Source organism: Arthrobacter sp. 131MFCol6.1, assembly GCF_000374925.1.
In the GTDB taxonomy this organism is placed as follows: domain Bacteria; phylum Actinomycetota; class Actinomycetes; order Actinomycetales; family Micrococcaceae; genus Arthrobacter.
On record NZ_KB895541.1, the window covers coordinates 431,106 to 451,510 of the forward strand.

The 20,405-nt window shown below is 65.9% G+C and carries 19 protein-coding genes; 11 read left to right on the plus strand and 8 right to left on the minus strand.

Annotated features, from left to right (window positions below; all coding sequences use genetic code 11):
- Nucleotides 1–19 precede the first annotated feature (19 nt).
- The 4 genes from C566_RS0102090 to C566_RS0102105 all read left to right on the plus strand — a co-directional run bounded on the left by C566_RS0102090 (nucleotide 20) and on the right by C566_RS0102105 (nucleotide 4,032).
- Nucleotides 20–1,081: an NAD(P)-dependent alcohol dehydrogenase gene (locus C566_RS0102090; protein WP_018772670.1), complete on the plus strand. Its 1,062-nt coding sequence runs from the start codon at nucleotides 20–22 to the stop codon at nucleotides 1,079–1,081.
- 25 nt (nucleotides 1,082–1,106) lie between these two features.
- Nucleotides 1,107–2,075, plus strand: coding sequence for a carbohydrate kinase family protein (locus C566_RS0102095; protein ID WP_018772671.1), 969 nt, complete (start codon nucleotides 1,107–1,109; stop codon nucleotides 2,073–2,075).
- Between the two features lie 77 nt (nucleotides 2,076–2,152).
- Nucleotides 2,153–3,184, plus strand: a complete 1,032-nt coding sequence (locus tag C566_RS0102100; RefSeq protein WP_026266288.1) for an NADPH:quinone reductase — start codon at nucleotides 2,153–2,155, stop codon at nucleotides 3,182–3,184.
- A gap of 74 nt (nucleotides 3,185–3,258) precedes the next feature.
- Complete coding sequence (locus C566_RS0102105; protein ID WP_018772673.1) at nucleotides 3,259–4,032, plus strand: type 1 glutamine amidotransferase domain-containing protein; 774 nt, start codon at nucleotides 3,259–3,261, stop codon at nucleotides 4,030–4,032.
- Nucleotides 4,033–4,114: 82 nt separating this feature from the next.
- Here C566_RS0102105 and C566_RS0102110 read toward each other — a convergent pair whose 3' ends face one another.
- Both C566_RS0102110 and C566_RS0102115 read right to left on the minus strand, forming a co-directional pair.
- Complete coding sequence (locus C566_RS0102110; RefSeq protein ID WP_018772674.1) at nucleotides 4,115–5,254, minus strand: amidohydrolase family protein; 1,140 nt, start codon at nucleotides 5,252–5,254, stop codon at nucleotides 4,115–4,117.
- Nucleotides 5,254–6,627, minus strand: coding sequence for a glutamine synthetase family protein (locus C566_RS0102115; RefSeq protein WP_018772675.1), 1,374 nt, complete (start codon nucleotides 6,625–6,627; stop codon nucleotides 5,254–5,256). The genes C566_RS0102110 and C566_RS0102115 overlap by 1 nt, the downstream gene beginning before the upstream one ends.
- Before the next feature lie 262 nt (nucleotides 6,628–6,889).
- Between C566_RS0102115 and C566_RS0102120 the strand changes: the two genes are divergently transcribed.
- Entirely contained in the window at nucleotides 6,890–7,309 is a 420-nt protein-coding gene (locus C566_RS0102120; RefSeq protein WP_018772676.1) for a nuclear transport factor 2 family protein, read from the plus strand.
- A 57-nt stretch (nucleotides 7,310–7,366) separates the two neighbouring features.
- On the opposite strand, the gene ligD is transcribed toward C566_RS0102120, so the two are convergent.
- Nucleotides 7,367–8,611, minus strand: coding sequence for a non-homologous end-joining DNA ligase (ligD, locus tag C566_RS0102125; RefSeq protein ID WP_018772677.1), 1,245 nt, complete (start codon nucleotides 8,609–8,611; stop codon nucleotides 7,367–7,369).
- 48 nt (nucleotides 8,612–8,659) lie between these two features.
- Here ligD and C566_RS0102130 point away from each other — a divergent pair, with 48 nt between their 5' ends.
- Complete coding sequence (locus tag C566_RS0102130) at nucleotides 8,660–9,052, plus strand: VOC family protein (protein ID WP_018772678.1); 393 nt, start codon at nucleotides 8,660–8,662, stop codon at nucleotides 9,050–9,052.
- Between the two features lie 23 nt (nucleotides 9,053–9,075).
- On the opposite strand, the gene C566_RS0102135 is transcribed toward C566_RS0102130, so the two are convergent.
- Complete coding sequence (locus C566_RS0102135; protein ID WP_018772679.1) at nucleotides 9,076–10,113, minus strand: LacI family DNA-binding transcriptional regulator; 1,038 nt, start codon at nucleotides 10,111–10,113, stop codon at nucleotides 9,076–9,078.
- A gap of 153 nt (nucleotides 10,114–10,266) precedes the next feature.
- On the minus strand, nucleotides 10,267–11,715 hold the full coding sequence (locus C566_RS0102140) for a sugar porter family MFS transporter (protein WP_018772680.1): 1,449 nt from the start codon (nucleotides 11,713–11,715) through the stop codon (nucleotides 10,267–10,269).
- Nucleotides 11,716–12,013: 298 nt separating this feature from the next.
- Here C566_RS0102140 and C566_RS0102145 point away from each other — a divergent pair, with 298 nt between their 5' ends.
- Nucleotides 12,014–13,057, plus strand: coding sequence for a Gfo/Idh/MocA family protein (locus C566_RS0102145; protein WP_026266290.1), 1,044 nt, complete (start codon nucleotides 12,014–12,016; stop codon nucleotides 13,055–13,057).
- Nucleotides 13,058–13,072: 15 nt separating this feature from the next.
- On the opposite strand, the gene C566_RS0102150 is transcribed toward C566_RS0102145, so the two are convergent.
- A complete protein-coding gene (locus C566_RS0102150; protein WP_018772682.1) occupies nucleotides 13,073–13,657 on the minus strand; it encodes an HhH-GPD-type base excision DNA repair protein in 585 nt (194 codons plus the stop codon).
- Between the two features lie 104 nt (nucleotides 13,658–13,761).
- Between C566_RS0102150 and C566_RS0102155 the strand changes: the two genes are divergently transcribed.
- Nucleotides 13,762–15,225: a protein adenylyltransferase SelO gene (locus tag C566_RS0102155; RefSeq protein ID WP_018772683.1), complete on the plus strand. Its 1,464-nt coding sequence runs from the start codon at nucleotides 13,762–13,764 to the stop codon at nucleotides 15,223–15,225.
- Between the two features lie 12 nt (nucleotides 15,226–15,237).
- Nucleotides 15,238–15,561 (plus strand): hypothetical protein, encoded by a 324-nt coding sequence (locus C566_RS0102160; protein ID WP_018772684.1) that lies wholly within the window; start codon nucleotides 15,238–15,240, stop codon nucleotides 15,559–15,561.
- A gap of 30 nt (nucleotides 15,562–15,591) precedes the next feature.
- On the opposite strand, the gene C566_RS0102165 is transcribed toward C566_RS0102160, so the two are convergent.
- Nucleotides 15,592–15,930 (minus strand): hypothetical protein, encoded by a 339-nt coding sequence (locus C566_RS0102165; protein ID WP_018772685.1) that lies wholly within the window; start codon nucleotides 15,928–15,930, stop codon nucleotides 15,592–15,594.
- 123 nt (nucleotides 15,931–16,053) lie between these two features.
- On the opposite strand from C566_RS0102165, the gene C566_RS0102170 reads away from it, so the two are divergent.
- Both C566_RS0102170 and ppsA read left to right on the plus strand, forming a co-directional pair.
- Entirely contained in the window at nucleotides 16,054–16,872 is an 819-nt protein-coding gene (locus C566_RS0102170) for a pyruvate, water dikinase regulatory protein (RefSeq protein ID WP_018772686.1), read from the plus strand.
- A gap of 151 nt (nucleotides 16,873–17,023) precedes the next feature.
- On the plus strand, nucleotides 17,024–19,429 hold the full coding sequence (gene ppsA / locus C566_RS0102175; RefSeq protein WP_018772687.1) for a phosphoenolpyruvate synthase: 2,406 nt from the start codon (nucleotides 17,024–17,026) through the stop codon (nucleotides 19,427–19,429).
- A 129-nt stretch (nucleotides 19,430–19,558) separates the two neighbouring features.
- Here ppsA and C566_RS0102180 read toward each other — a convergent pair whose 3' ends face one another.
- Nucleotides 19,559–20,248, minus strand: coding sequence for an HAD family hydrolase (locus C566_RS0102180; RefSeq protein WP_018772688.1), 690 nt, complete (start codon nucleotides 20,246–20,248; stop codon nucleotides 19,559–19,561).
- Nucleotides 20,249–20,405 lie beyond the last annotated feature (157 nt).

Genomic DNA, 20,405 nt, shown 5'->3' on the forward strand with positions numbered 1-20,405 from the left:
ACCGCAAAGGATTCCTCCGATGACCACATCAACCGCCCAGTCCCGCACCCCCGGGCATCCCGAAGTGCCGGCCACCATGCGCGCCGCCGTCCTCAAACGCCAGGGCGACATGGCCATGAAGGCCCTGCCCGTCCCGCAGCTGGACGCGGACCAGGTCCTCGTCCAAGTCGCCGCCGTCGGCGTGTGCGGCAGCGACGTCCACTACTACGAACACGGCCGGATCGGCGACTACGTCGTGGACCACCCGCTGATCCTCGGCCACGAACTCTCCGGACGTATCGCCGCCGTCGGCAGCGACGTCGACCCCGCCCGCATCGGCCAGCGGGTCGCCGTCGAGCCCCAGCGGCCCTGCCGCACCTGCAAGCAGTGCAAAGCCGGACGCTACAACCTCTGCCCCGACATCGAGTTCTACGCCACGCCGCCGATCGACGGGGCCTTCACCGAATATGTGAGAATCCAGAGCGACTTTGCCTTCGACATCCCGGACAGCGTCAGCGACGAGGCGGCAGCCCTCATTGAACCGCTCTCCGTCGGCCTCTGGGCCTGCGAACGCGCCCAGATCAAGCCGGGCAGCCGGGTCCTGATCGCCGGCGCCGGCCCCATCGGCATCATCGCCGCCCAAGCCGCCCGCGCCTTTGGCGCCACCGAAATCTACATCAGCGACATTGCAGAGGACCGGCTGGCTTTCGCCCTCCAACACGGCGCCACCCATGCCTTGAACGCCTTGACGGACAGTGTCGAAGGGCTCGACGTCGATGCCTTCATCGACGCCTCCGGCGCCCCGCAGGCCGTCCGTTCCGGGATCAAAGCCGTTGGACCGGCCGGCCGGGTCATCCTGGTAGGGCTCGGGGCCGACGACGTCGAACTCCCCGTCTCCTACATCCAGAACCGGGAGATCTGGCTCTCCGGCGTGTTCCGCTACACCAACACCTGGCCCCTGGCCATCCAGCTCATCGCCGACGGAAAGGTGGACCTGGACATCCTGGTCACCGGCAAATTCGCCCTCGCCGAATCCGAAGATGCGCTCCAGGCCGGCAAGCAGCCCGGCCAGCTCAAAGCCGTGGTCTACCCGGGCCGCTGAGAAGAAGACTGCGAGGAAAGCAGCTATGCCAGCAAGTGAAACCATGGTGATCGTCATCGGCGAATCACTCGTCGACATCATCAGCGACCCCCGCCGGCCGGAAAAGATCCAGGCCCATCCCGGAGGGAGCCCGCTCAACGTGGCGGTGGGGGCGGCCCGCCTGGACCTGCAGACGACCCTGGTGACCCACTACGCCGAGGACCGATACGGCCTGATGATCGATCAGCACCTCCGGTCGAACAACGTCCGGGTAATTAACGGAGGGACCTCTGCGACGTCGACGGCCCTCGCGGCCCTGGGCACTGACGGTGCCGCCCACTACACCTTCTCCATCGACTGGGACATCAACGGGGCGTCCCTGCCCGCCCTGGCCGCCGTTGAAGGCTCCACCCACGTCCACACCGGATCGATCGCCACCATGCTCAGACCGGGGGACAAGGCCACCTTGGCCTTGGTGAAGGCCGCTCGGAAGCACGCGACGGTCAGCTACGACCCGAATTGCCGGCCCGCTATCAGTCCGGACGTTGCGGAGGCGCGTAACCGGGCGGAACTGTTCGTGACGGCCAGCGACATCGTCAAAGCCAGCGACGAAGACTTGAGCTGGCTCTACCCGGACCGGACCCCGGAGCAAACCATGGCAGCATGGCTGGAACTCGGCCCCGCGATCGTAGCCCTGACACGCGGCGCCTCCGGCCCAGTCGTCCTGGCCCGCCAGGGCAGGGTGGAGATGGCCGCCGTACCCATCACTGTGGCGGACACCGTTGGGGCAGGCGACTCCTTCATGGCAGGCCTGATCTCCGGACTGTCCCAACTCGACGCGCTCGGCGCCAGCGGCAGGCAACGACTCGAAAACCTCACTCCGGATGAGATGAATGCCCTCGCCGCGTACGCCAACCGCGCCGCGGCCATCACCTGCTCCCGGCAGGGCGCCAATCCGCCACGGTCCGCCGAGCTCGGCCCGATGCCCGTCCCGTCAGCTGCCCAGCAGGCCTGATCACGCAGCCGCTCGATAGCATCACCGTTTCCGCGCACGGCGGGAATTTTCGGTGAGGGCCGGTGTTTGGTCTGAGTATGAAAGCAATCGTGTACCGTGCCACCGGCGATCCGTCTGTTCTCGAGCTCGTCGACCGCGAGATCCGCGACCCGGGGCGCGGGGAGGTGCGCGTGCGGATCATGGTCTCCGCGGTGAACCCCACCGACTGGAAGTCGCGCCGCGGCGCCAAACCGGGCGAGGCCTTGCCCTTCGCGGAGGTCGTGCCGAACCAGGACGGCGCCGGAGTGGTGGACGCCGTCGGACCCGGCGTCGAGCATCTCGATGTCGGTGACAGGGTCTGGCTGGCCCTGGCCGCCTACCAGCGCGCCGACGGCGGGACAGCGCAGGAGTTCGCCGTCCTGCCAGCCGAGCGGGTTTTTCCGCTGCCGGAGATCGCCGGGTTCGAGCTCGGCGCAAGCCTGGGTGTTCCCGCAATCACCGCCCACCGGGCCCTGACCATCGCCGAGGACGGCCCGCGGCGGCTGGACCCGGGAGCCTTGGACGGCAAAGTTGTCCTCGTCGCTGGAGGGGCAGGCGCCGTAGGCCATGCGGCGATCCAGCTAGCCAAGTGGGCCGGCGCCGCTGTGATCACGACCGTGAGCGGTCCGGCGAAGGCTGCGCTGGCCACGGCTGCCGGCGCCGATCACGTCATCAATTACCGGGAAACCAACGCGGCCGCGGAGATCCGCCGGATCGCTCCTAACGGCGTCGACCAGATCGTGGAGGTGGCACCCGCGCAGAACTCGGAACTGGACCTGGCGGTGATCCGCAACCGCGGCTCCGTCGCCGTCTACGCCAACAACGGCGGCGATCAGGTGAGCCTGGACGTGCGCCGGCATTTCAGCCTCAACGTCCGCTACCAGTTTGTGCTGCTCTACACGGTTGGTATGGCGGCTGTGCAAGCCGCCGCCGAGGACATCAATGCGGCCATCGCCGACGGCGCCCTTCCGGTGGGAGAGGCCGCGGGCCTTCCGCTGCATCGCTTTGACCTGGCTGACACGGCGGCGGCCCACACGGCCGTGGAAGAGGGCATCGTCGGCAAGGTGCTGATCGATGTGTCAACGAACTAGCCGACACCGTTTCGGGCGCTGAGGGCCCGAAGTGGGCTGGGCGTAGGGTGGAAGCTGGACGAAAGGAAGAATTCATGAAGAAAATCCTCATGGTACTGACCAGCGTTTCCGAGATCGGCGATACCGGAGAGAAGACCGGCTACAACGTGGCCGAGGCCGCACATCCGTGGAAGGTCTTCAAGGATTCCGGGCATTTCGTCGACTTCGCGTCCATCCAGGGCGGCCAGCCCCCGCGCGACGAGGTGGACTCGGAAGATCCCATCCAGGTCGCCTTCACGGAGGACGAGACCACGCGCGCCGGTCTCTATAACACTGCCCGCGTCGACGTCGTTGATCCCGACCAGTACGACGCCGTCTATCTCGTGGGCGGCCACGGCACCATGTGGGACTTCCCGGACAGCAAAGGCTTGCAGGATCTGGTGGCCAGCGTCTACAACGCCGGCGGCCTGGTGGGCGCGGTTTGCCACGGACCGGCCGGCCTGCTGAACGTGGAATTGAAGAACGGGCTTCGCCTTGTCGAGGGCCGTAAGGTGGCCGCCTTCACCAACGACGAGGAGGTAGCTGCGGGGAAGGACAAGGTCATTCCGTTCTTCTTGGCCGACCGGCTTGAGGAACAGGGCGCCACCCACGTCGCCGCTGCTGTCTTTGAGGAGAAGGTTGTGGTTGACGAGCGGCTGGTGACCGGGCAGAACCCGGCCTCAGCCGCCGGCGTGGCCAAGGAGATGGAGAAGCTCTTCGCAGAGGTCATCCACCAGGAAAAGGCCGAGGAAAAGCACGACGCGGAGGCTCTTCGCGCCGAGAAGGACGCCGAGAAAGACGCCAAGAAGGCGGCAGACACCGAGCACTAGCGCAGCCGTTGAGTGACAGCAAAACCCCTCGTCAGAGGGGTTTTTGCTTTAACGTGTGGACAATGACCGTGGTGGAGTCCCGTTACGGCAGTCCGTAGACCCTTCGGGCGTTCTCCCGCGCGACAAGCTCCACAACGCGGCGGGCATCGGCGTCCGACCACTCGTCGTCGTCAATCCACTGGCCGAAGATGGCTGCAATCGCGTTGCGCCACAGCCGCGCGCCGAGGTAGTGGAGCTCAGCCGGGCCGATGGCATCGGACGAGTAAAGGATCTTAGTGAAGGGGGCGAGTTCGAACGAGCGCGCGATGAGGCTCCGGCTCCGGACTCCGACGTGGTTCACCGCCAGGCCGACGTCGAGGTAGACGTTGTCGAAGGCCTGGGCGAGATAGCCGGCCTCACGCTCGAACGGGTAGCAGTGCAGGAGCAGGACGGGGACCCTGCTGGCTTGAACCGACCGGAGAAAGTCGAGCAGAAGCAGGGGGTTCGCCCGGTCAAGGTCCAGCTCCCGGTCCCCGAACCCGACGTGGAGCTGGAGTGGAAGCCCGAGCGAGATGGCGCAGTGCAGGCCGAAACGGATGAGGGTGAGGTCATCAAGACGCACCGGCCCACCGGACTCGATCCGCTGCCGCCACCGCTTCGCGGACTCAGCCACGTTGCGGTCGGCCGGCCGGGAGAGGTCGTGATTGAAGCCGGCCCGGTAGGCCAGAACCGACTTGGCCCCCACGACAATCCGGGGGCGGCTGGCCAGCAGCGCGGTGAACGCCTCCACGTAGTCGCCCGGATCCTGGCCGGATTGGATCAGGGTTTCGGCGAGGGTTTCCAGGCGTACGATCTCGCGGACGGTGGCCCCGGCAGTTTCCGCCATCCCGGGTGGATCGAGCATGGCCCCGGTGTTGAATCCGGCGTCGATGAGCCAGTGACTGACTCCGGCTGCCCGGGTCATCCGTCGGCTGATTTCCAGTTCGCCGAGTTCGCTGCGGCGCCGCCAGTAGAGCTCGGGCGAGACGTGCCGGGGCAGGTCGATGATCTCGGCGCACCAGCGGCGGAGGGCGAAGCCCAGTTGGGAGTCGTAGGCCGCCGACGGTTCGGTGAGGGGCTCGCTGTTGGCCTCGTTCAGCGAATTCTGAAAGCGGGTTTCGTCGCCGTCGACCCCATACGCGCCGTGAACGTGATGGTCGATGAGCCGTATGTCTTCGACAAATCCGGCGAACGACGTTCCCATCAGATCGACCAGGCAAGGCGGAATAGGGCCGCGAGTTCCTTGGGGTCCCGGGCCCCGTGGGTCTCCTGCTCATGGCGCCGCACCGCAACGGTGGCGTCGACCACCTCATTGCCCAGCAGTCTTCGGGCGGACGCGGAGTTTTCCAGGGACGTGATGATTTCCGACGGCGAGTCCGAGACGGTGCCGATCCCTGCGGCCTGCCTTTCCGCCGCGGAGAGGCGGCTTGGGTCGCCGGTAACTTCAGCAGGCAGGCGGCTGCCGCTCGTGATGCCCTCGAGAGCCAGGGCCAGGATGGCGGCGGAGGCCAGGTACACGTTGGCGGACCCGTCGATGACCTTGACTTCGACGTTGGCCCCGTGGGGATTGCCCACACCGCCGTCGATGAAACGGACGGATGCTTCACGGTTTTCCAGGCCCCAACACAAAGCGGCACCCGACCACGCTCCGGGCGTGAGCCTGATCCCGGACAGGATAGAACCGGTGAGCAGTCCCTGCACCTCGGGAAGCCCTTGGATGATGCCCCCGATCGCGGCCCCGCCCTCCTCGGTGATGCCGTACGGGCCAGGGCCGCCGCTGAAGAGGGGTGCTCCGCCACGGGAGAGGGAGAAGTGCTGGTGGGCGCCACTGCCAACCGAACCGGGGAAGGGGGCGGGAGAGAACGAGGCCTGCAGCTTGTGGGCACGGGCGACCCTGCCGACAATGATCTTGGCCAGCACCACGGTGTCCGCTGCCGCAAGCGGGTCTCCCGGGGCAAGGGAGAGCTCAAACTGGTTGCGGCCGTATTCCGCGTGGAGCTGTTCAACCTGAGCGCCCGAATCCTCCATGGCGGCCAGCAGGTCGGTGAGGAATTGCTCCCGGTCAAGCAACCCGGTCAGCCCGTACGGGGCCCAGGGGGCGTCGTCGAGCGCCGTACCGTCGGCGGCGACAAGCACGAACTCCAGCTCGTGGCCCACGAGTGCCCGATAGCCGGCGGTTGCGGCCCGCTCCTGGACTCGGGCCAGCGTGCCACGCGCGCAGGCCGGATCCCGGCTCCCATCCTGGCGGAACATGTCTGCGGGAGCCCACGCCAGGCCTCCGCCGAGACTGCGCAACCCCGTGGGATCGATCCTCAGGCGCAGGTCGCCGACGGCGCTGATGCTGTCGGTGAAGGCGATGGCGCCGTCAATACAGAAGACATGCCAGACCGGAGCGGCACCCATGCCGGCCCGGTGGAAGGCGCCGAGCCGGGCCACCGGGACACTCTTGGCAAGGGTGATTCCGGCCGCGTTCACCATCGTTCCGATGACCAGACGAACGTCGGCCTGTTGGAGCCGGTCCGCTGCCGCATCGAGGTCGGCCGCGTCGAAAGCGGGGAAGCCCGAGCCATCGCTCATAGGGATATTCTGCACCTTCCTCGCGAGCACGGAAGGCACAGCAGGAGCGATCCAGCTGGCCAAACAATCGGTTTGTGCTGCTGGAAGAACGGGGGAGGGAAGGTTGAACCGATGCGACCCGCGGTCCGGCTCCACTATGGCCAGGCCACGCCAGCCCTTGTGGCCACCACGAGGCAGGCTTAGGATGGCGGGGCCGCGATGGCCTGGACGGCGATGGACCTATCCGGCCGTTGACGGACAGTGTGCCCTTTGAAGGTCCGACGTGAGCGAGCGGGATGACTTCATGGCCTGGGTTGGCTCGCGTCTCAAAGACGCCGAGACCGCCCTGCATAACGGCGATGCCGCGCCGCGGTTCGCCATCTGGTCACGAAGAGAGCCCGTCTCCGTGCTCGGCGCGTGGATGTCCGGCAGCGGTGCCGAGGACGTGGGGCACATCTTCCGTCAACTGGAAGCATCGTTCTCGCATTGCACGTCATACACGCACGAAGTGATTGCTGCCGACGTGATCGGGGACATGGCCTATACCGTCGGCTACGAGCATACAAGCGCCTCGGTGAACGGAGAGCCCAGGGACTACACGCTGCGCGTGACTCAGGTCTACCGGCGCGAGGATGGCGAGTGGAAGGTCGCCCATCGCCACGCAGACACGCTGGCGCAGCCGGACAAGCCTCAGGACGCCTGAGCGCAGTCCGGTGGTGTCAGGAGCCGGTGTCAGGAGCCGGTGGTCAGGACCCAGTGGTCAGGACCCCGGGCGCCCGGGCCACTCTTTGCCCGCCCAGGGGTCGTAGTCTGCGATGAGGTCCTCCTGTGGCAGACGCTCCTTTTCCGGGACATGCTGCAGGTTCACCCGCACCCGGTACCAGAGCGAACTCGAACCCCGCATTCCGTCGACGAGTATGTCAGCGGGGTGCAGGCTCGGCAGGAGGTCCGCGTGGCGGGTCTTCCATTCCTCGAGCGCCGCCAGCGCCTCGGGCTTGGTCTTGGTCCGTGCCACCTCGATGAGCGGCATCACCGACTGCCGGCGGCCCAGCCCGTCGCCGCCGCGCGGTGGCTTCTCGGCGGGGCCGAGCTCGGCAGCCAGGGTGATGAGTCTGTCGAGCGCCCCAACCGCGTCGTCGATCCCGGCATGGGGGTCGCCCATCGCTGCGTAGCGTTCAAGCACCGTGGGCACCGTGAATTGTTCCGGCCGGGTGGAGGTAACCTCGTCCCACGTGAGCGGAGTCGAGACCCGGGCGTCGGGCAGGGGCCGGATCGAGTATGCCGATGCCACGGTGCGGTCCTTGGCGTTCTGATTGAAGTCGACGAACACACTCTCGCCGCGCTCCTCCTTCCACCACCGCGCGGTGGCGAGGCCCGGAGCGCGGTTCTCGACCTCGCGGGCGAGGGTCTCGGCGGCGAGCCGCACGTCGCTGTATGACCACTGGGGCGCGATGCGCACGAGGATGTGGAGTCCCCGCGAACCGCTCGTTTTCGGCCACCCCACCAGTCCCACGTCGTCGAGCACCTCCCGCGCGACATAGGCGACGTCAACGATCTGCGCCCACTCGACCCCCGGCATCGGGTCGAGGTCGACCCGGAGCTCGTCGGGATGATCAAGGTCCTCGGCACGCACGGGGTGCGGGTTGAGGTCCAGGCATCCGAGATTCACCACCCACGCCAAGCCCGCAGCATCCCTGATGACGGCCTCCTCGGCTGATGTGCCTGACGCGTAATGCAGCGTCGCCGTGTCGATGAAGTCGGGGTGGTTTTCGGGCACGCGCTTCTGAAAGAACGGCTCGGCACCGATCCCCTTCGGGAAGCGCTTGAGCACCATGGGCCGTCCGCCTGCGCCACGCAGCGCACCGTCGGCGACGGTGAGGTAGTAGCGGACCAGGTCGAGCTTGGTCAGCCCGGGTTCGGGGAACACCACCTTGTCCGGACTCGAGATGCGGACCTCGTAGCCGCCAATGGTGAGGATCTCGGCGGGGGCCTTTGACGGGTTCATTCCGCCACGCTAGTTCCGGCCGGCTGCGCTTGGGAATAGCATTCCGGCATGGACGCCAAGTTATTCGCCTATCTCAGCTACAGTGACGCACCCGCAGCCCTGGACTGGCTCCAGGAAGTGGGCTTTGACCTCATTCACCGGCTGGACGGCGCTGCAGGGACGGTGCTGCACGCCGAGATTTGCATGGGGGAGGCCGTGCTAATGGTGGCAAGTAACGACGCCGAGTACCGGCGGCCGCCACTTGTCGGTCGATCGACCGGCCAGGGACTATATCTGCTGGTTGAAGACGTCGACGCATTTCATCAGAAGGCCCTCGCCGCGGGCGGAACCTCAGTGATCGGGCCCGAAGACACCCAATGGGGCACGCGGCGCTGCCGGGTGCTCGATCCCCAAGGACAGGAATGGAGCGCCGGCACCTACGAGCCCGGAAAGGGCTCGTGACTCATTCTTGCTCCGGCCGCCAGTCAGGTGTGGGCAGGGGGAGCGGTGGTGTTTCGAACGACGAGGCGCGGGACCAGCACGTCGGTGCGTGGCGGCAGGGAGGGGTCGGCGATGCGGGCGAGGAGAAACTCCGCGGCGCGGATGCCTACGTCCCGGCTGACCGGGTCGACGGTGGTCAGAGAGACGTGCCGGATCCCGGCGAGATAGGTGTTGTCGTATCCGACCAGTGAGAGCTGTGCCGGGACGCTGATGCCATGCTCGTCGGCGGCTGAGAGCGCACCGACGGCGAGGATGTCGTTGGCGGCGAAGACCGCTGAGGGGGGTAGGCCGCTCTCGATAAGGCGGCTCATTGCCTCAAAGCCGGAATGTTCACTCAAGTCCGTGGCTATCACCCGGATGTAGTCCTGCAAGCCGTGGCGGGTCATCGTGTCCCTGTAGGCGTCGGCCCGCACGGCAGCGGACCCGGTGGGGGCGGTGAGGAACGCAATGTCGCTGTGGCCGAGTCCAATCAGGTGTTCGACGGCCATCCGGGCGCCGGCGGCGTCGTCGTTGGTGACGCGGTCCGCCGCCGGGAGGTCGAAGGCGCGCGTGCCGGCGACGACGGCTGGCGTGTGCAGTGTGGCGCGTGTGAGGTCTTCATCGGGGTTGAAGTCTCCGGCGATGACGAGGCCGTCGACGCGCAGTTCCATGAAGGCGGACACCGGGCTTTCCCCCGGGCGGGCCAGATAGCGGGGATCGCCGAGGACCATCCGAAGGTTCTGTTCCCGGAAAATGTTCTGCATGCCGTCGAGGAGCTCCACGAACCAGGGATTGGCGAGGTCGTCCAGCAGGACTCCCACTGTTTGCGTCCGTCCGCTGGCGAGCGAGCGGGCCGCATTGCTGGGCCTGTAATCGAGTGCGGCTATCGCGGTGGCGACAGCGTCTCTTTTTTGTTCACTCACCTTGGGTGAACCCCGCAGCACCAGGGAAACGAGTGCGCGTGATACGCCGGCTTCGCGCGCCACATCCTCAATGGTGGCGCGCTTGGCCGCCCCATGCTGGTTCAGTTCGCTCCTGGACAAATGGCCTCCTGCCGGCAAGCGTACCGCGGGAAACACAGCAGTTCCGGCCGCCGCCCCCATGGGCACGCGCACCGGTTCCGCTGCTGCCTGACGCCGGCCGCATGCCGGTCCCGTGGGGAGGTATCGGCGGCTACGGCTGCGGACGTTCAATTCTCAGAGGGATACCGCCTTCTCGCCAGGTGCCGCGGGAGGCGCGATGATTGGGATGCCTCCGGTGCGGAAGTGCACCTCCAGTTCTTCCAAGGATTGCCCCTTCGTCTCCGGCACGAATTTCGCCACGAAGATCAGGGAAACAATGTTCACCAGCACAAACACGGTGAACGTCCCCGTTGAGCCCAGGGCGACGACCAGGATCGGGAACAGGAAGGAGATTGCCGCGTTCACGGTCCAGAGCGCGAACACCGCAATGCCCATCGCGAAGCCGCGGATGGCCAGCGGGAAGATCTCGGAGAGCAGTAGCCACACGCAGGTGCCGATGAAGCACTGCACGAAGGCCACGAACAGCATCATCGCCGCCAGAATGGTGTAACTGACGAGGTCCGACTGGGGGAGCGTGAAGACGACGGCGAGGAGTGCCTGCGAAGCCACGACCCCGGAGAAGCCAATGACCAGCATGCGGCGGCGCCCGACGAAGCCCAGCAGCCAGATGCCCAGGACGGTCATCAGCACCGACGTCACACCGACGGCGATGGTAGCGACGAGCGAGGCGCTCACACCGAGGCCGCTGCGCTCGAGGATCGTGGGGGCGTAATAGTTCACGGTATTGATGCCCGTCGCCTGCTGGGCCACGGCGAGCCCGATGCCGACCCAGAGAAGCCGGCGCATCCAGGGATTGTTCTTCAGGTCGCGCCAGGCACTGGAGCGCTCATTCCGGGCAGTGGTCGCGGACTCGACGATTTCCTTGTACTCGAAGGCGGCTTCCTCCGGGCTGCGGCTGAAGTTGAGGATGCGCCGGCTCTCGTCGAGCCTGTCGCGGATCGCGAACCAGCGTGGTGATTCGGGCAGGGCGAGCATGCCGATCAGCAGTGCGATGGCGGGGATGGACGCAACCCCAAGCATGATGCGCCAGACCTCAGAGTCGTGGATGACGGCGTCGAGGAGTGCGTTGATGGCAAAAGCAAGCATCTGGCCGGTAACGATCATCAGTTCGTTGATGGTGACCATGCGCCCGCGCAGATGTGCGGGCGCCATTTCTGCCAGGTAGAGGGGGCACGTTACGGCGGCGGCGCCGACGCCAAGACCGAGGATGACGCGGGCCACGACCATGAACCCAACCGTCGGTGCGATGGCGCAGCCTATCGCCCCGACGAGAAAGAGCAGCGCGCAGACGAGCAGCGTGCCGCGCCGCCCGAGCTTATCGGCGAGCTTGCCGCCGCTCAGCGCGCCCACCGCGGCGCCGGGAAAGAGCAGTGCGCTGACGACGGTGGCCTCTTCGACCGGGCTCATGCTCAGGGAGTCCTGCATGTAGAGCAACGCACCGGAGATCACTCCGGTGTCGTAGCCGAACAGGAGTCCGCCGAGTGTGGAGATGACGGTGAGACGGGCGAGATACCCGCGGTGTTTCGAGCCCGATGCGGGCGAGCTTGCTGTGTGCAACGACATTGTTGACTTCCTCGATTCGGCCGACCTGAACGGCGGACTTTGAATTGGGAGCGTTCCCGGGAGTGTGCTGGATCACGCACCTTCAACGTTAGAGCGCTCTAACAGCCTCGTCAATAGTTTGTATTGACATGCGCTCAAGGTATCCACCGGTGCCCTGGAGTCGGACGGCTATGGGCGAACCCGTGATTTCCTCAGGGGCTTTTCCCGAATAAACCGGTTTGTTATTATGTCAGGACAAATCTAGGAAAGGGGCAGTGACTCTCATGCGAATCGATGTCAACACCATGGCGGCCCGCACATGACCGGGATCTCCTCACTCCCGGTGTCCCGGGTCCCGGATTCCCGAGCCGCACCCCCGCTCCGCTGGGGGATTATGGGTCCCGGCTGGATTGCGGAGCGCTTTACGGAATCCGTCCAGGCGCACACCTCGCAGGTGATTGCCGCAATCGGGTCCCGCTCGCTGGACCGTTCCGAAGCCTTTGCCGGACGGCACGGCATCACCGCTGCCTTCGGCAGCTATGAGGAGCTGGCGGCCGCCGACGTCGACATCGTCTACGTGGCCACGCCGCACAACTTCCACTACGAGGCCGCCCTCATGGCGCTCGACGCCGGCAAGCACGTTCTGGTCGAAAAGCCCATCGGCATCAACCGCGCGCAGGCGGCCGGGATCGCCAAACGGGCCGCCGACGCCGGTCTGTTCGCCGCCGAAGCCATGTGGACATTTTTCCTGCCCAAGTTCGACGTCATCCGACAAGTGCTCGACTCCGGAATGCTCGGGGACCTCACTACGGTCTTCGCCGAATATGGTGAGCACTTTGACCCCAGCCACCGGATCTTCGACGCGGCGCTGGCGGGCGGGCCATTGCTGGACCTGGGCACCTATCCGCTCTCACTCATCACGTCCGTCCTGGGCGAACCGGACCATCTCCTGGCGCTCGGTGAACCGCATGTATCAGGAGTCAATGCCCAGCTTTCGGCCGTCATGTCCTTTGCCGGCGGACGCCAGGCCATGATGAACACGCAACTGCACAACTTCACGCCGACGTCGGCCACCATTGTGGGCACCGAGGCTTCACTGACAATTGACGGGCCCTTCAACATGCCAGGCAACTTCAGTGTCCGCTTCCCGGACGGCACCCGGCTGGTCTATGAGGAGCCGGCCGGAGCGCACTTTGAGGGCCTGCACTACGAGGCTGCCGCCGTCGCGCGTGCCATTGCGGCAGGGCAGCTGGAGGTTCCACAGCGGCCGCTCGCCGAATCCATCGGGACCATGGCCGTCGCCGACGCCATCAGGAACCAGCTCGGAATCGTGTTCCCCGGCGAATCCATTGGAAGCCTTTGATCCAGGCCCTCCGAATCAGCGCTCGGACGCCTTCGCGGCTTTGATGGCGGCCTTGGCTGCCTGCTTGCTGGCGCGCACTCTTTTCAGCGACTCGGGGTCCACGATGTCGGCGACCGAAAGAAATGCGCTCTCCTGGCCATAGGGGCCGGCAGCCTCACGCCAGCCTTGCGCCTGCAGGCCGCACTGCTTCCCGAGCAATGCAAGGAAGATCTTTGCCTTTTGCTCACCGAAGCCGGGCAAGCCCTTCAACCTTCGCAGCACTTCCTGGCCGTCCGGGTCGTCCTGGTTCCAGATGGCAGTTGCGTCCCCATTCCAATCGCGCTCTACGGTCGCGGCGAGGTCCTGGACCCGGCTGGCCATGGAGCTAGGGAAACGGTGGATGGATGGACGCTCCTTGAAGATCTCCACGAAGCCTGCCGGGTCATATTCGGCGATTGCGGCCGGGGCCATCGACCCGATGCGCGTCCGGATCTTTTCGGGGCCGGCAAACGCAGACTCCATGGTCACCTGCTGGTCAAGCAGCATGCCAACGAGGAGTGCGAACGCGTCATTGCTGAGCAGTTGGTCGGCGGCGGTGTCGCCCGTGATGTGCAGTTCCATGCGCCAATCCTCCCACCAGCTCCGTGCCGCGTCATGGCACCGGCCCGAATCTGCTCTGCCAGGTCCAGCAGCATTGCTGACGGTGCCGCCGGTATCCTTGAAGGATGAGTGGCACAGCGCATGCAACCGTCACATTTGATGGCCGCTTCGCCCGGGAGTTCCAGGAGATGGCCATTCCCTGGCGCGCGGAGGAGGCCCCCGAGCCGCACCTTCTGGTGCTCAACGAGCACCTCGCCGCCGAGCTGGGTCTCGATCCGGCCTTTCTCCGGAGTCCTGAGGGTCTGCGCCTTCTGACCGGGAACGCCGTCCCTGCCCAGGCCAGTCCGGTGGCGCAGGCCTACGCCGGCCACCAGTTTGGCTGGTACGCGCCCCGTCTCGGCGACGGGCGCGCGCTCCTGCTGGGCGAGATCGGGCACGCCGACGGAGAGCTCCGCGACATCCACCTCAAGGGATCAGGACGCACGCCGTTTGCGCGAAACGGGGACGGCCAGGCAGTGGTTGGTCCTATGCTGCGCGAATACATCGTGAGCGAGTCGATGCACGCGCTGCACATACCAACGACCCGTTCCCTCGCCGTCGTCGGGACGGGGCGTTCGGTGCAGCGCGAGACGCTCCTGCCCGGCGCCATTCTGACCCGGGTTGCCAGCAGCCACCTGCGGGTGGGCAGCTTCCAGTATGCCCGGTCCACGGGCGACATCGGCCTCCTTCGCCGGCTTGCCGATTACGCCCTGACCCGTCACCACCGTGCCGCCGCGGAGGCTTCGAACCGTTATCTCGCACTCTTCCAAGGCGTCATCTCCGCCCAGGCTTCACTGGTGGCCAAGTGGATGCTCGTAGGGTTCGTTCACGGTGTCATGAACACCGACAACATGACGATCTCGGGTGAAACGATCGACTACGGGCCGTGTGCCTTCATGGAAGGCTTCGATCCGGCCGCCGTCTACAGTTCGATCGACGAGAGCGGGCGCTACGCCTACCGCAATCAGCCGGTGGTGGCGGAGTGGAACCTTGCCCGGCTCGCGGAGTCGCTTCTGCCCCTGCTCCACGATGACGAGGAGCTGGCGGTGGAACTCGCGGTGGAGGCACTCGGCGAGTTCCGCCGGCAGTACAGTGAAGCCTGGTCGGCAGGCATGAAGGCCAAGCTGGGGTTCCGAGACGGGCTCGACGACGACGTGACCTCGCCTCTCGTGGACGAACTTGTGGCCTTGATGCAGGAGTCACGGACGGACTACACATCGTTTTTCCGGCACCTCGGCAAAGCCGCCCGCGGCCAGGCTGACGATGCGCGGAACCAGGTTCCGGACACGGCAGGTTTCGATGCCTGGCTAGGGCGCTGGCGTGCCTTGGCGCCGGATGCTGACGCCATGGACCGGGTCAACCCCGTCTACATCCCGCGGAACCACCTGGTGGAGGAGGCCCTGACGGCCGCTACCGGCGGAAACCTGGATCCGCTGGCACGGTTGTTGGACGCAGTCGCCGCACCTTTCGACGAGCGGTCCGGGCTCGAGCGCTACGCCGCGGCCGCCCCGGAAAGCTTTGGCCCGTACCGGACCTTCTGCGGAACCTGAGGGGAGCTCATCATGGATACCGAATTTGCCGAGGTCGTCGATCATGACGTCACCACCATCACCTGCGTTTGCGGTAATACCGTAAGCAACGAGGGATTGATCCAGGCCAACTCACAGGGCATGCCCGTTCACATCGGCGGAAATGTTCCCGTGCCCGCGGGGCTGGCTGCGTGGCCTGAGGACGAGGATCTCTACACCCTGTGTTCCTCATGCGGCCGCGTTTACCATGACGCGGTCATCGAAGAAACTGGGACCGCGCCCGTTGCTTTCCGGATCGATATCACCGCCGGACCGGTTGCCGAGGCAATCCGGGTCCACTGGGACCTCAACACGTAGCACTATGACCGTGTCCGGGATCAGTAAGCCCTACACGGAGTCCGGCCGCTGGTCTCCCTTGTGGCTCCGCAGATTCTCCTGCACCTTGCCGAACAAATCCTTGATGGTCGTCTCCGTATTGGTGAGCATGTCCGGCTGTACGTAGACCTGCTGGGCGGGAGGCAGGCTGTAATGGGACGCCAGGCCAGCCGTACCGTCCACCCCTGCCAGCGCGATGGTCACACCGCCCTCCTTGCGCGCAATGGCACCAATGCGGCCGAAGACCACGGTAAATTCGTCCGGCTGGAAGCTCACGGTCAGTCCGACATGTGTCCGATTAAGGTCACTTGCCGCGACGGCCTTCTCGTTGCCGGTCCCTGCATAGTTCATGTCGATCTCCCAAATAGCTGGTGGCGTCGTAAGCGAGCAGTCTACGTCCGGGACCGGAGGCCGGGTAGGGACCCGCCGGCTGCCCGATACCGGACCGGTCCCAGCGTGGGGGAGAATGCGTTCATGACCAAAGACGATCTGCGGCCTGTCTACTTCCTTTCGGACAGCACCGGCATCACCGCGGAAACGCTCGGCAACACGTTGCTGACGCAATTCCCCGCGAACCACTTTGACCGCATCACGGTCCCCTTCATCACCACGGTCGAACAGGCCCGGACGGTGGTCGGCACTATCGACAAACTGGCCGCCACGGGCCTGCAGCCGATCGTCTTTTCCACCGCGGTAAGCAGCGATATCCGCCAGGTCCTGGCGACGTGCCAGGGAATCATCGTGGATCTCATCGGGACCCATGTCGGACAATTGGAGCAGGCCCTCGGTTCCCCGGCCAGCGGCGAACCCGGCAGGGCCCACGGCCTGGGCAATGCGGAGCGGTATCAATCCCGGATGGCCGCCGTCGAATACGCCATGGAGCACGACGATGGCCAAAGCCTACGGGCGCTGGAAAAGGCCCAGGTCATCCTGGTGGCGCCGTCCCGTTGCGGAAAGACGCCCACCACCATGTACTTGGCGCTGCAGCACGGCATCTTTGCCGCGAACTTCCCGCTGGTGGACGAAGACTTTGAACGGGAAGGGCTCCCCAAGCCGCTGCGGCCTTTCGTTGAGAAGTGTTTCGGGCTCTCTTCCAACCCCCTGCGCCTGAGCCAGATCCGCACCGAACGGCGCCGCGGCTCGCCCTACGCGTCGTTGCGGCAGTGCGGCTTCGAGCTGCGCAGCGCCGAGCAGTTGTACGTCTCCCATAGGATTCCCTACCTGAATTCGGCCACGGTGTCCGTAGAGGAGATGGCGGCCACCATCCTGCAGCGGATGAACCTCAAGCATTAGGGAAAAGTTTCACAAACTGAGTGTGGCGCACGTCATGTGGCAAGTGTGCCGGAGACCTGTCACTGTGGACAGGACTTGCGCCCATCAACCGGCCATCGCCGCGAGCGGGGCGCCGCACTTGCATGCCATCATCTGCAAAGGAGCAGTAACTATGACGACAGACATCCTGTGGTTCTCAGAACTCGGACTCAAGGACCTGGACCGGGTGGGCGGAAAGAACGCCTCCCTCGGTGAGATGGTGCAGAACCTGACCTCCGCCGGCGTCCAGGTCCCCGACGGCTTCGCCACCACCGCGGATGCCTACCGCAACTTCCTGGCGGAGTCGGGCCTGGACCAGAAGATCGCCGACCGGCTGGTCGGCCTGGACACCGATGACGTCACCGCCCTGGCAGCCGCAGGGCAGGAAATCCGGGCCCTCATGCGCGAGACGCCCTTCCTGCCGGACTTCGAAGCGCAGATCCGCGCCTCTTACCAGCAGTTGGTGGACAAGCACGGCGGCTCTGAGGACCTGTCCTGGGCCGTCCGGTCCAGCGCCACCGCGGAAGACCTCCCCGATGCCTCCTTCGCCGGGCAGCAGGAAACCTTCCTGAACGTCCGCGGCATCGAGAACATCCTGCTCGCCATCAAGGACGTGTTCGCGTCCCTCTACAACGACCGGGCGATCGCCTACCGGGTGCACCACAAGTTCGAGCACGCGGAGGTGGCGCTCTCGGCCGGCATCCAGCGCATGGTGCGCTCCGACGTCGGCGCCTCCGGCGTCATGTTCACCATGGACACGGAGTCAGGGTTCCAGGACGCCGTGTTCGTCACGTCCTCCTACGGCCTCGGCGAGGCCGTAGTCCAGGGCGCCGTCAACCCCGACGAGTTCTACGTCTACAAGCCGGCGCTGCAGGCCGGCCGGCCCGCCATCCTCAAGCGCGGACTGGGCGAGAAGGCCCTGCAGATGACCTACACGAGCAGCCGCGAAATCGGCCGCACCATCGACTTCGTGCCGGTCGAGGCGTCCTTGCGGAACCAGTTCAGCCTCACTGACGACGACGTCGAGCAGCTCGCCCGGCACGCCGTCGCCATCGAGAACCACTACGGCCGCCCCATGGACATCGAATGGGGCAAGGACGGGATCGACGGCGGCCTGTACATCCTGCAGGCGCGCCCGGAGACCGTGCAGTCCCGCCGGGCTTCCGGCAGCCTGAGCCGTTTCCGGCTCAACGGGACCGGCCGGGTGCTGGTCGAGGGCCGCGCGATCGGCCAGCGCATCGGCGCCGGCAGCGTCCGCATCCTCACCGCGATCGACCAGATGGCCGCCTTCAAGACCGGCGACGTCCTGGTCGCCGACATGACCGACCCGGACTGGGAACCGATCATGAAGCGTGCCTCCGCCATCGTGACCAACCGCGGCGGGCGCACGTGCCACGCCGCCATCATTGCCCGGGAGCTGGGGATTCCCGCCGTCGTCGGCACCGGGGACGCCACCGATGCCCTCTCCGACGGCCTCGACGTGACCGTGTCCTGCGCCGACGGTGAGACCGGCGTGATCTACGAAGGGCTCTTGGACTTCAGCGTCGAGGAAACCGAGATCACCCAGTTGCCCGAGGCTCCCGTCAAGGTCATGATGAATGTCGGGACCCCGGAGCAGGCGTTCACGTTCGCGCAACTGCCCAACCACGGAGTGGGCCTGGCCCGGCTTGAATTCATCATCAACCGCCAGATCGGTATCCACCCCAAGGCACTGCTGAACCTGGACGAGCAGCCGGCGGATGTCGCCGCGGAAATCCGTGAGCGGATCGCCGCGTACGAGAGCCCGCGGGACTACTACATCAAGCGCCTGGCCGAGGGCGTGTCCACCATCGCGGCGGCCTTCGCGCCGGAACCCGTGATTGTGCGCATGTCCGACTTCAAGTCCAACGAGTACGCCAACCTGATCGGCGGCCCTGCCTACGAGCCGCACGAAGAGAACCCGATGATCGGCTTCCGCGGCGCCTCACGGTACCTGGAGCCGTCCTTCCGGGACTGCTTCGACCTTGAATGCGAGGCCCTGTCCTTCGTCCGCAACGAGATGGGGCTGACCAACGTCAAGCTGATGATCCCGTTCGTGCGGACCCTGGACGAGGCCCGCGGCGTGATTGAACTGCTGGCGGAGAACGGCCTCACCCGCGGCGAGAACGGCCTTGAGGTGATCATGATGTGTGAGATCCCGTCCAACGCACTGCTCGCCGACGAGTTCCTGGACTACTTCGATGGGTTCTCCATCGGCTCCAACGACATGACCCAGCTTGCCCTGGGCCTGGACCGGGACTCCGCGATTGTCTCGGGCGGCTTCGATGAACGCGATCCGGCCGTCAAAAAGCTCCTGAGCATGGCCATCGCGGCCTGCAAGGCGCGCGGCAAGTATGTCGGCATCTGCGGCCAGGGTCCCAGCGACCACACGGACTTCGCCGAGTGGCTGGTCGGGGAAGGCATCGATTCAGTCTCCTTGAACCCCGACACCGTGGTGGACACCTGGCTCCGGCTCGCCGGCCCGGCCGTCGAAGCAGGGGTCGGCGCCGAGGCGAACTGACCGCCGCGCCCACAGGTAAAGAGCCCGGGTCAGGTCAGGCAGGACACCAGACAGGGCAGCACGGACTGTGAATTCCAGTCCGTGCTGCCCTGTCGGCTGGCGGTTCAAGCGACGGACGGTGTGCCGCCGTTAGGCGCTCAGTTTTCCAATAGCGCTGCGTTCAAGGTTCTCCAAAAGGTGCCGCGGATTGTCGTAGACCTCGGCGGCACCGGCTTCCCGCAGTTCGGCTTCGCTGATTCCGCCGCAGGTCAGGGCAATGGCCGGAACTCCGATTGCCGCGGCGGCCAACACGTCCCAGACGGCGTCGCCAACAAACACGACGTCCGCCGGGCTGAGTCCAAGCTTGTCCAGGCACGCCAGGAGAATGTCGGGAGCAGGCTTGCTCTCATTAGCGTCGTCGGAACTGGTCCACGCATCGATGGACGTGCCGGCGTCCAGGAGGCGCCGGGTGACGTCCAGGTCGCGCTCCTGCGCTGATGATGCCAAGCCCACGGCCAGCCCGGCGCCGGAGCACGCGGCTAGGAGGTCCCGGGCAGAGTCGAAGGGCCGCAGGGAAGGCCAGAACGTCGAGAACACGGCGCCGTGGGCGGATTTGAGGCCTTCCTGCATGTCTTTGGTGCACCCGGGAACCAAGTGTTCGATGAGCTTGTCGCCGCCCATGCCGACGCAGCGGTGGATGGCGGAGATCTGGATGTCCAGCCCCTCCCGCCGGAACGCCTGCCACCAGGCAAGGGCGTGGAAATAGCTGGAGTCAATCAAGGTCCCATCGACGTCGAAAAGGACGCCGCGCTTCTTTCCGGGTTTTGAACCTGGCACCATTGCTACCCCACCTTCAGTTGAGGGCGGCCGCATGCGCCTGACCTGGCAAGGGCTCGGCCCATAACGGATTTTTCCGGCCCGGGGTCCGAAGGACCTGTCAAGGACTCCTCAGCCTCCACGATCAGAACGCCGCCACCACTCGCCAGGGAGTCCACCA

Excerpts from the sequence above, each read along its gene's own strand:
- C566_RS0102090 (WP_018772670.1), top strand. The coding sequence starts at position 20 with ATGACCACATCAACCGCCCAGTCCCGCACCCCCGGGCATCCCGAAGTG.
- C566_RS0102095 (WP_018772671.1), top strand. The coding sequence starts at position 1,107 with ATGCCAGCAAGTGAAACCATGGTGATCGTCATCGGCGAATCACTCGTC.
- C566_RS0102170 (WP_018772686.1), top strand. The coding sequence starts at position 16,054 with ATGACCAAAGACGATCTGCGGCCTGTCTACTTCCTTTCGGACAGCACC.
- C566_RS0102160 (WP_018772684.1), top strand. The coding sequence starts at position 15,238 with ATGGATACCGAATTTGCCGAGGTCGTCGATCATGACGTCACCACCATC.
- C566_RS0102180 (WP_018772688.1), bottom strand. The coding sequence starts at position 20,248 with ATGGTGCCAGGTTCAAAACCCGGAAAGAAGCGCGGCGTCCTTTTCGAC.
- C566_RS0102145 (WP_026266290.1), top strand. The coding sequence starts at position 12,014 with ATGACCGGGATCTCCTCACTCCCGGTGTCCCGGGTCCCGGATTCCCGA.
- C566_RS0102140 (WP_018772680.1), bottom strand. The coding sequence starts at position 11,715 with ATGTCGTTGCACACAGCAAGCTCGCCCGCATCGGGCTCGAAACACCGC.
- C566_RS0102105 (WP_018772673.1), top strand. The coding sequence starts at position 3,259 with ATGAAGAAAATCCTCATGGTACTGACCAGCGTTTCCGAGATCGGCGAT.
- C566_RS0102165 (WP_018772685.1), bottom strand. The coding sequence starts at position 15,930 with ATGAACTATGCAGGGACCGGCAACGAGAAGGCCGTCGCGGCAAGTGAC.
- ligD (WP_018772677.1), bottom strand. The coding sequence starts at position 8,611 with ATGAACCCGTCAAAGGCCCCCGCCGAGATCCTCACCATTGGCGGCTAC.
- C566_RS0102100 (WP_026266288.1), top strand. The coding sequence starts at position 2,153 with ATGAAAGCAATCGTGTACCGTGCCACCGGCGATCCGTCTGTTCTCGAG.
- ppsA (WP_018772687.1), top strand. The coding sequence starts at position 17,024 with ATGACGACAGACATCCTGTGGTTCTCAGAACTCGGACTCAAGGACCTG.
- C566_RS0102150 (WP_018772682.1), bottom strand. The coding sequence starts at position 13,657 with ATGGAACTGCACATCACGGGCGACACCGCCGCCGACCAACTGCTCAGC.
- C566_RS0102115 (WP_018772675.1), bottom strand. The coding sequence starts at position 6,627 with ATGAGCGATGGCTCGGGCTTCCCCGCTTTCGACGCGGCCGACCTCGAT.
- C566_RS0102130 (WP_018772678.1), top strand. The coding sequence starts at position 8,660 with ATGGACGCCAAGTTATTCGCCTATCTCAGCTACAGTGACGCACCCGCA.
- C566_RS0102110 (WP_018772674.1), bottom strand. The coding sequence starts at position 5,254 with ATGGGAACGTCGTTCGCCGGATTTGTCGAAGACATACGGCTCATCGAC.
- C566_RS0102155 (WP_018772683.1), top strand. The coding sequence starts at position 13,762 with ATGAGTGGCACAGCGCATGCAACCGTCACATTTGATGGCCGCTTCGCC.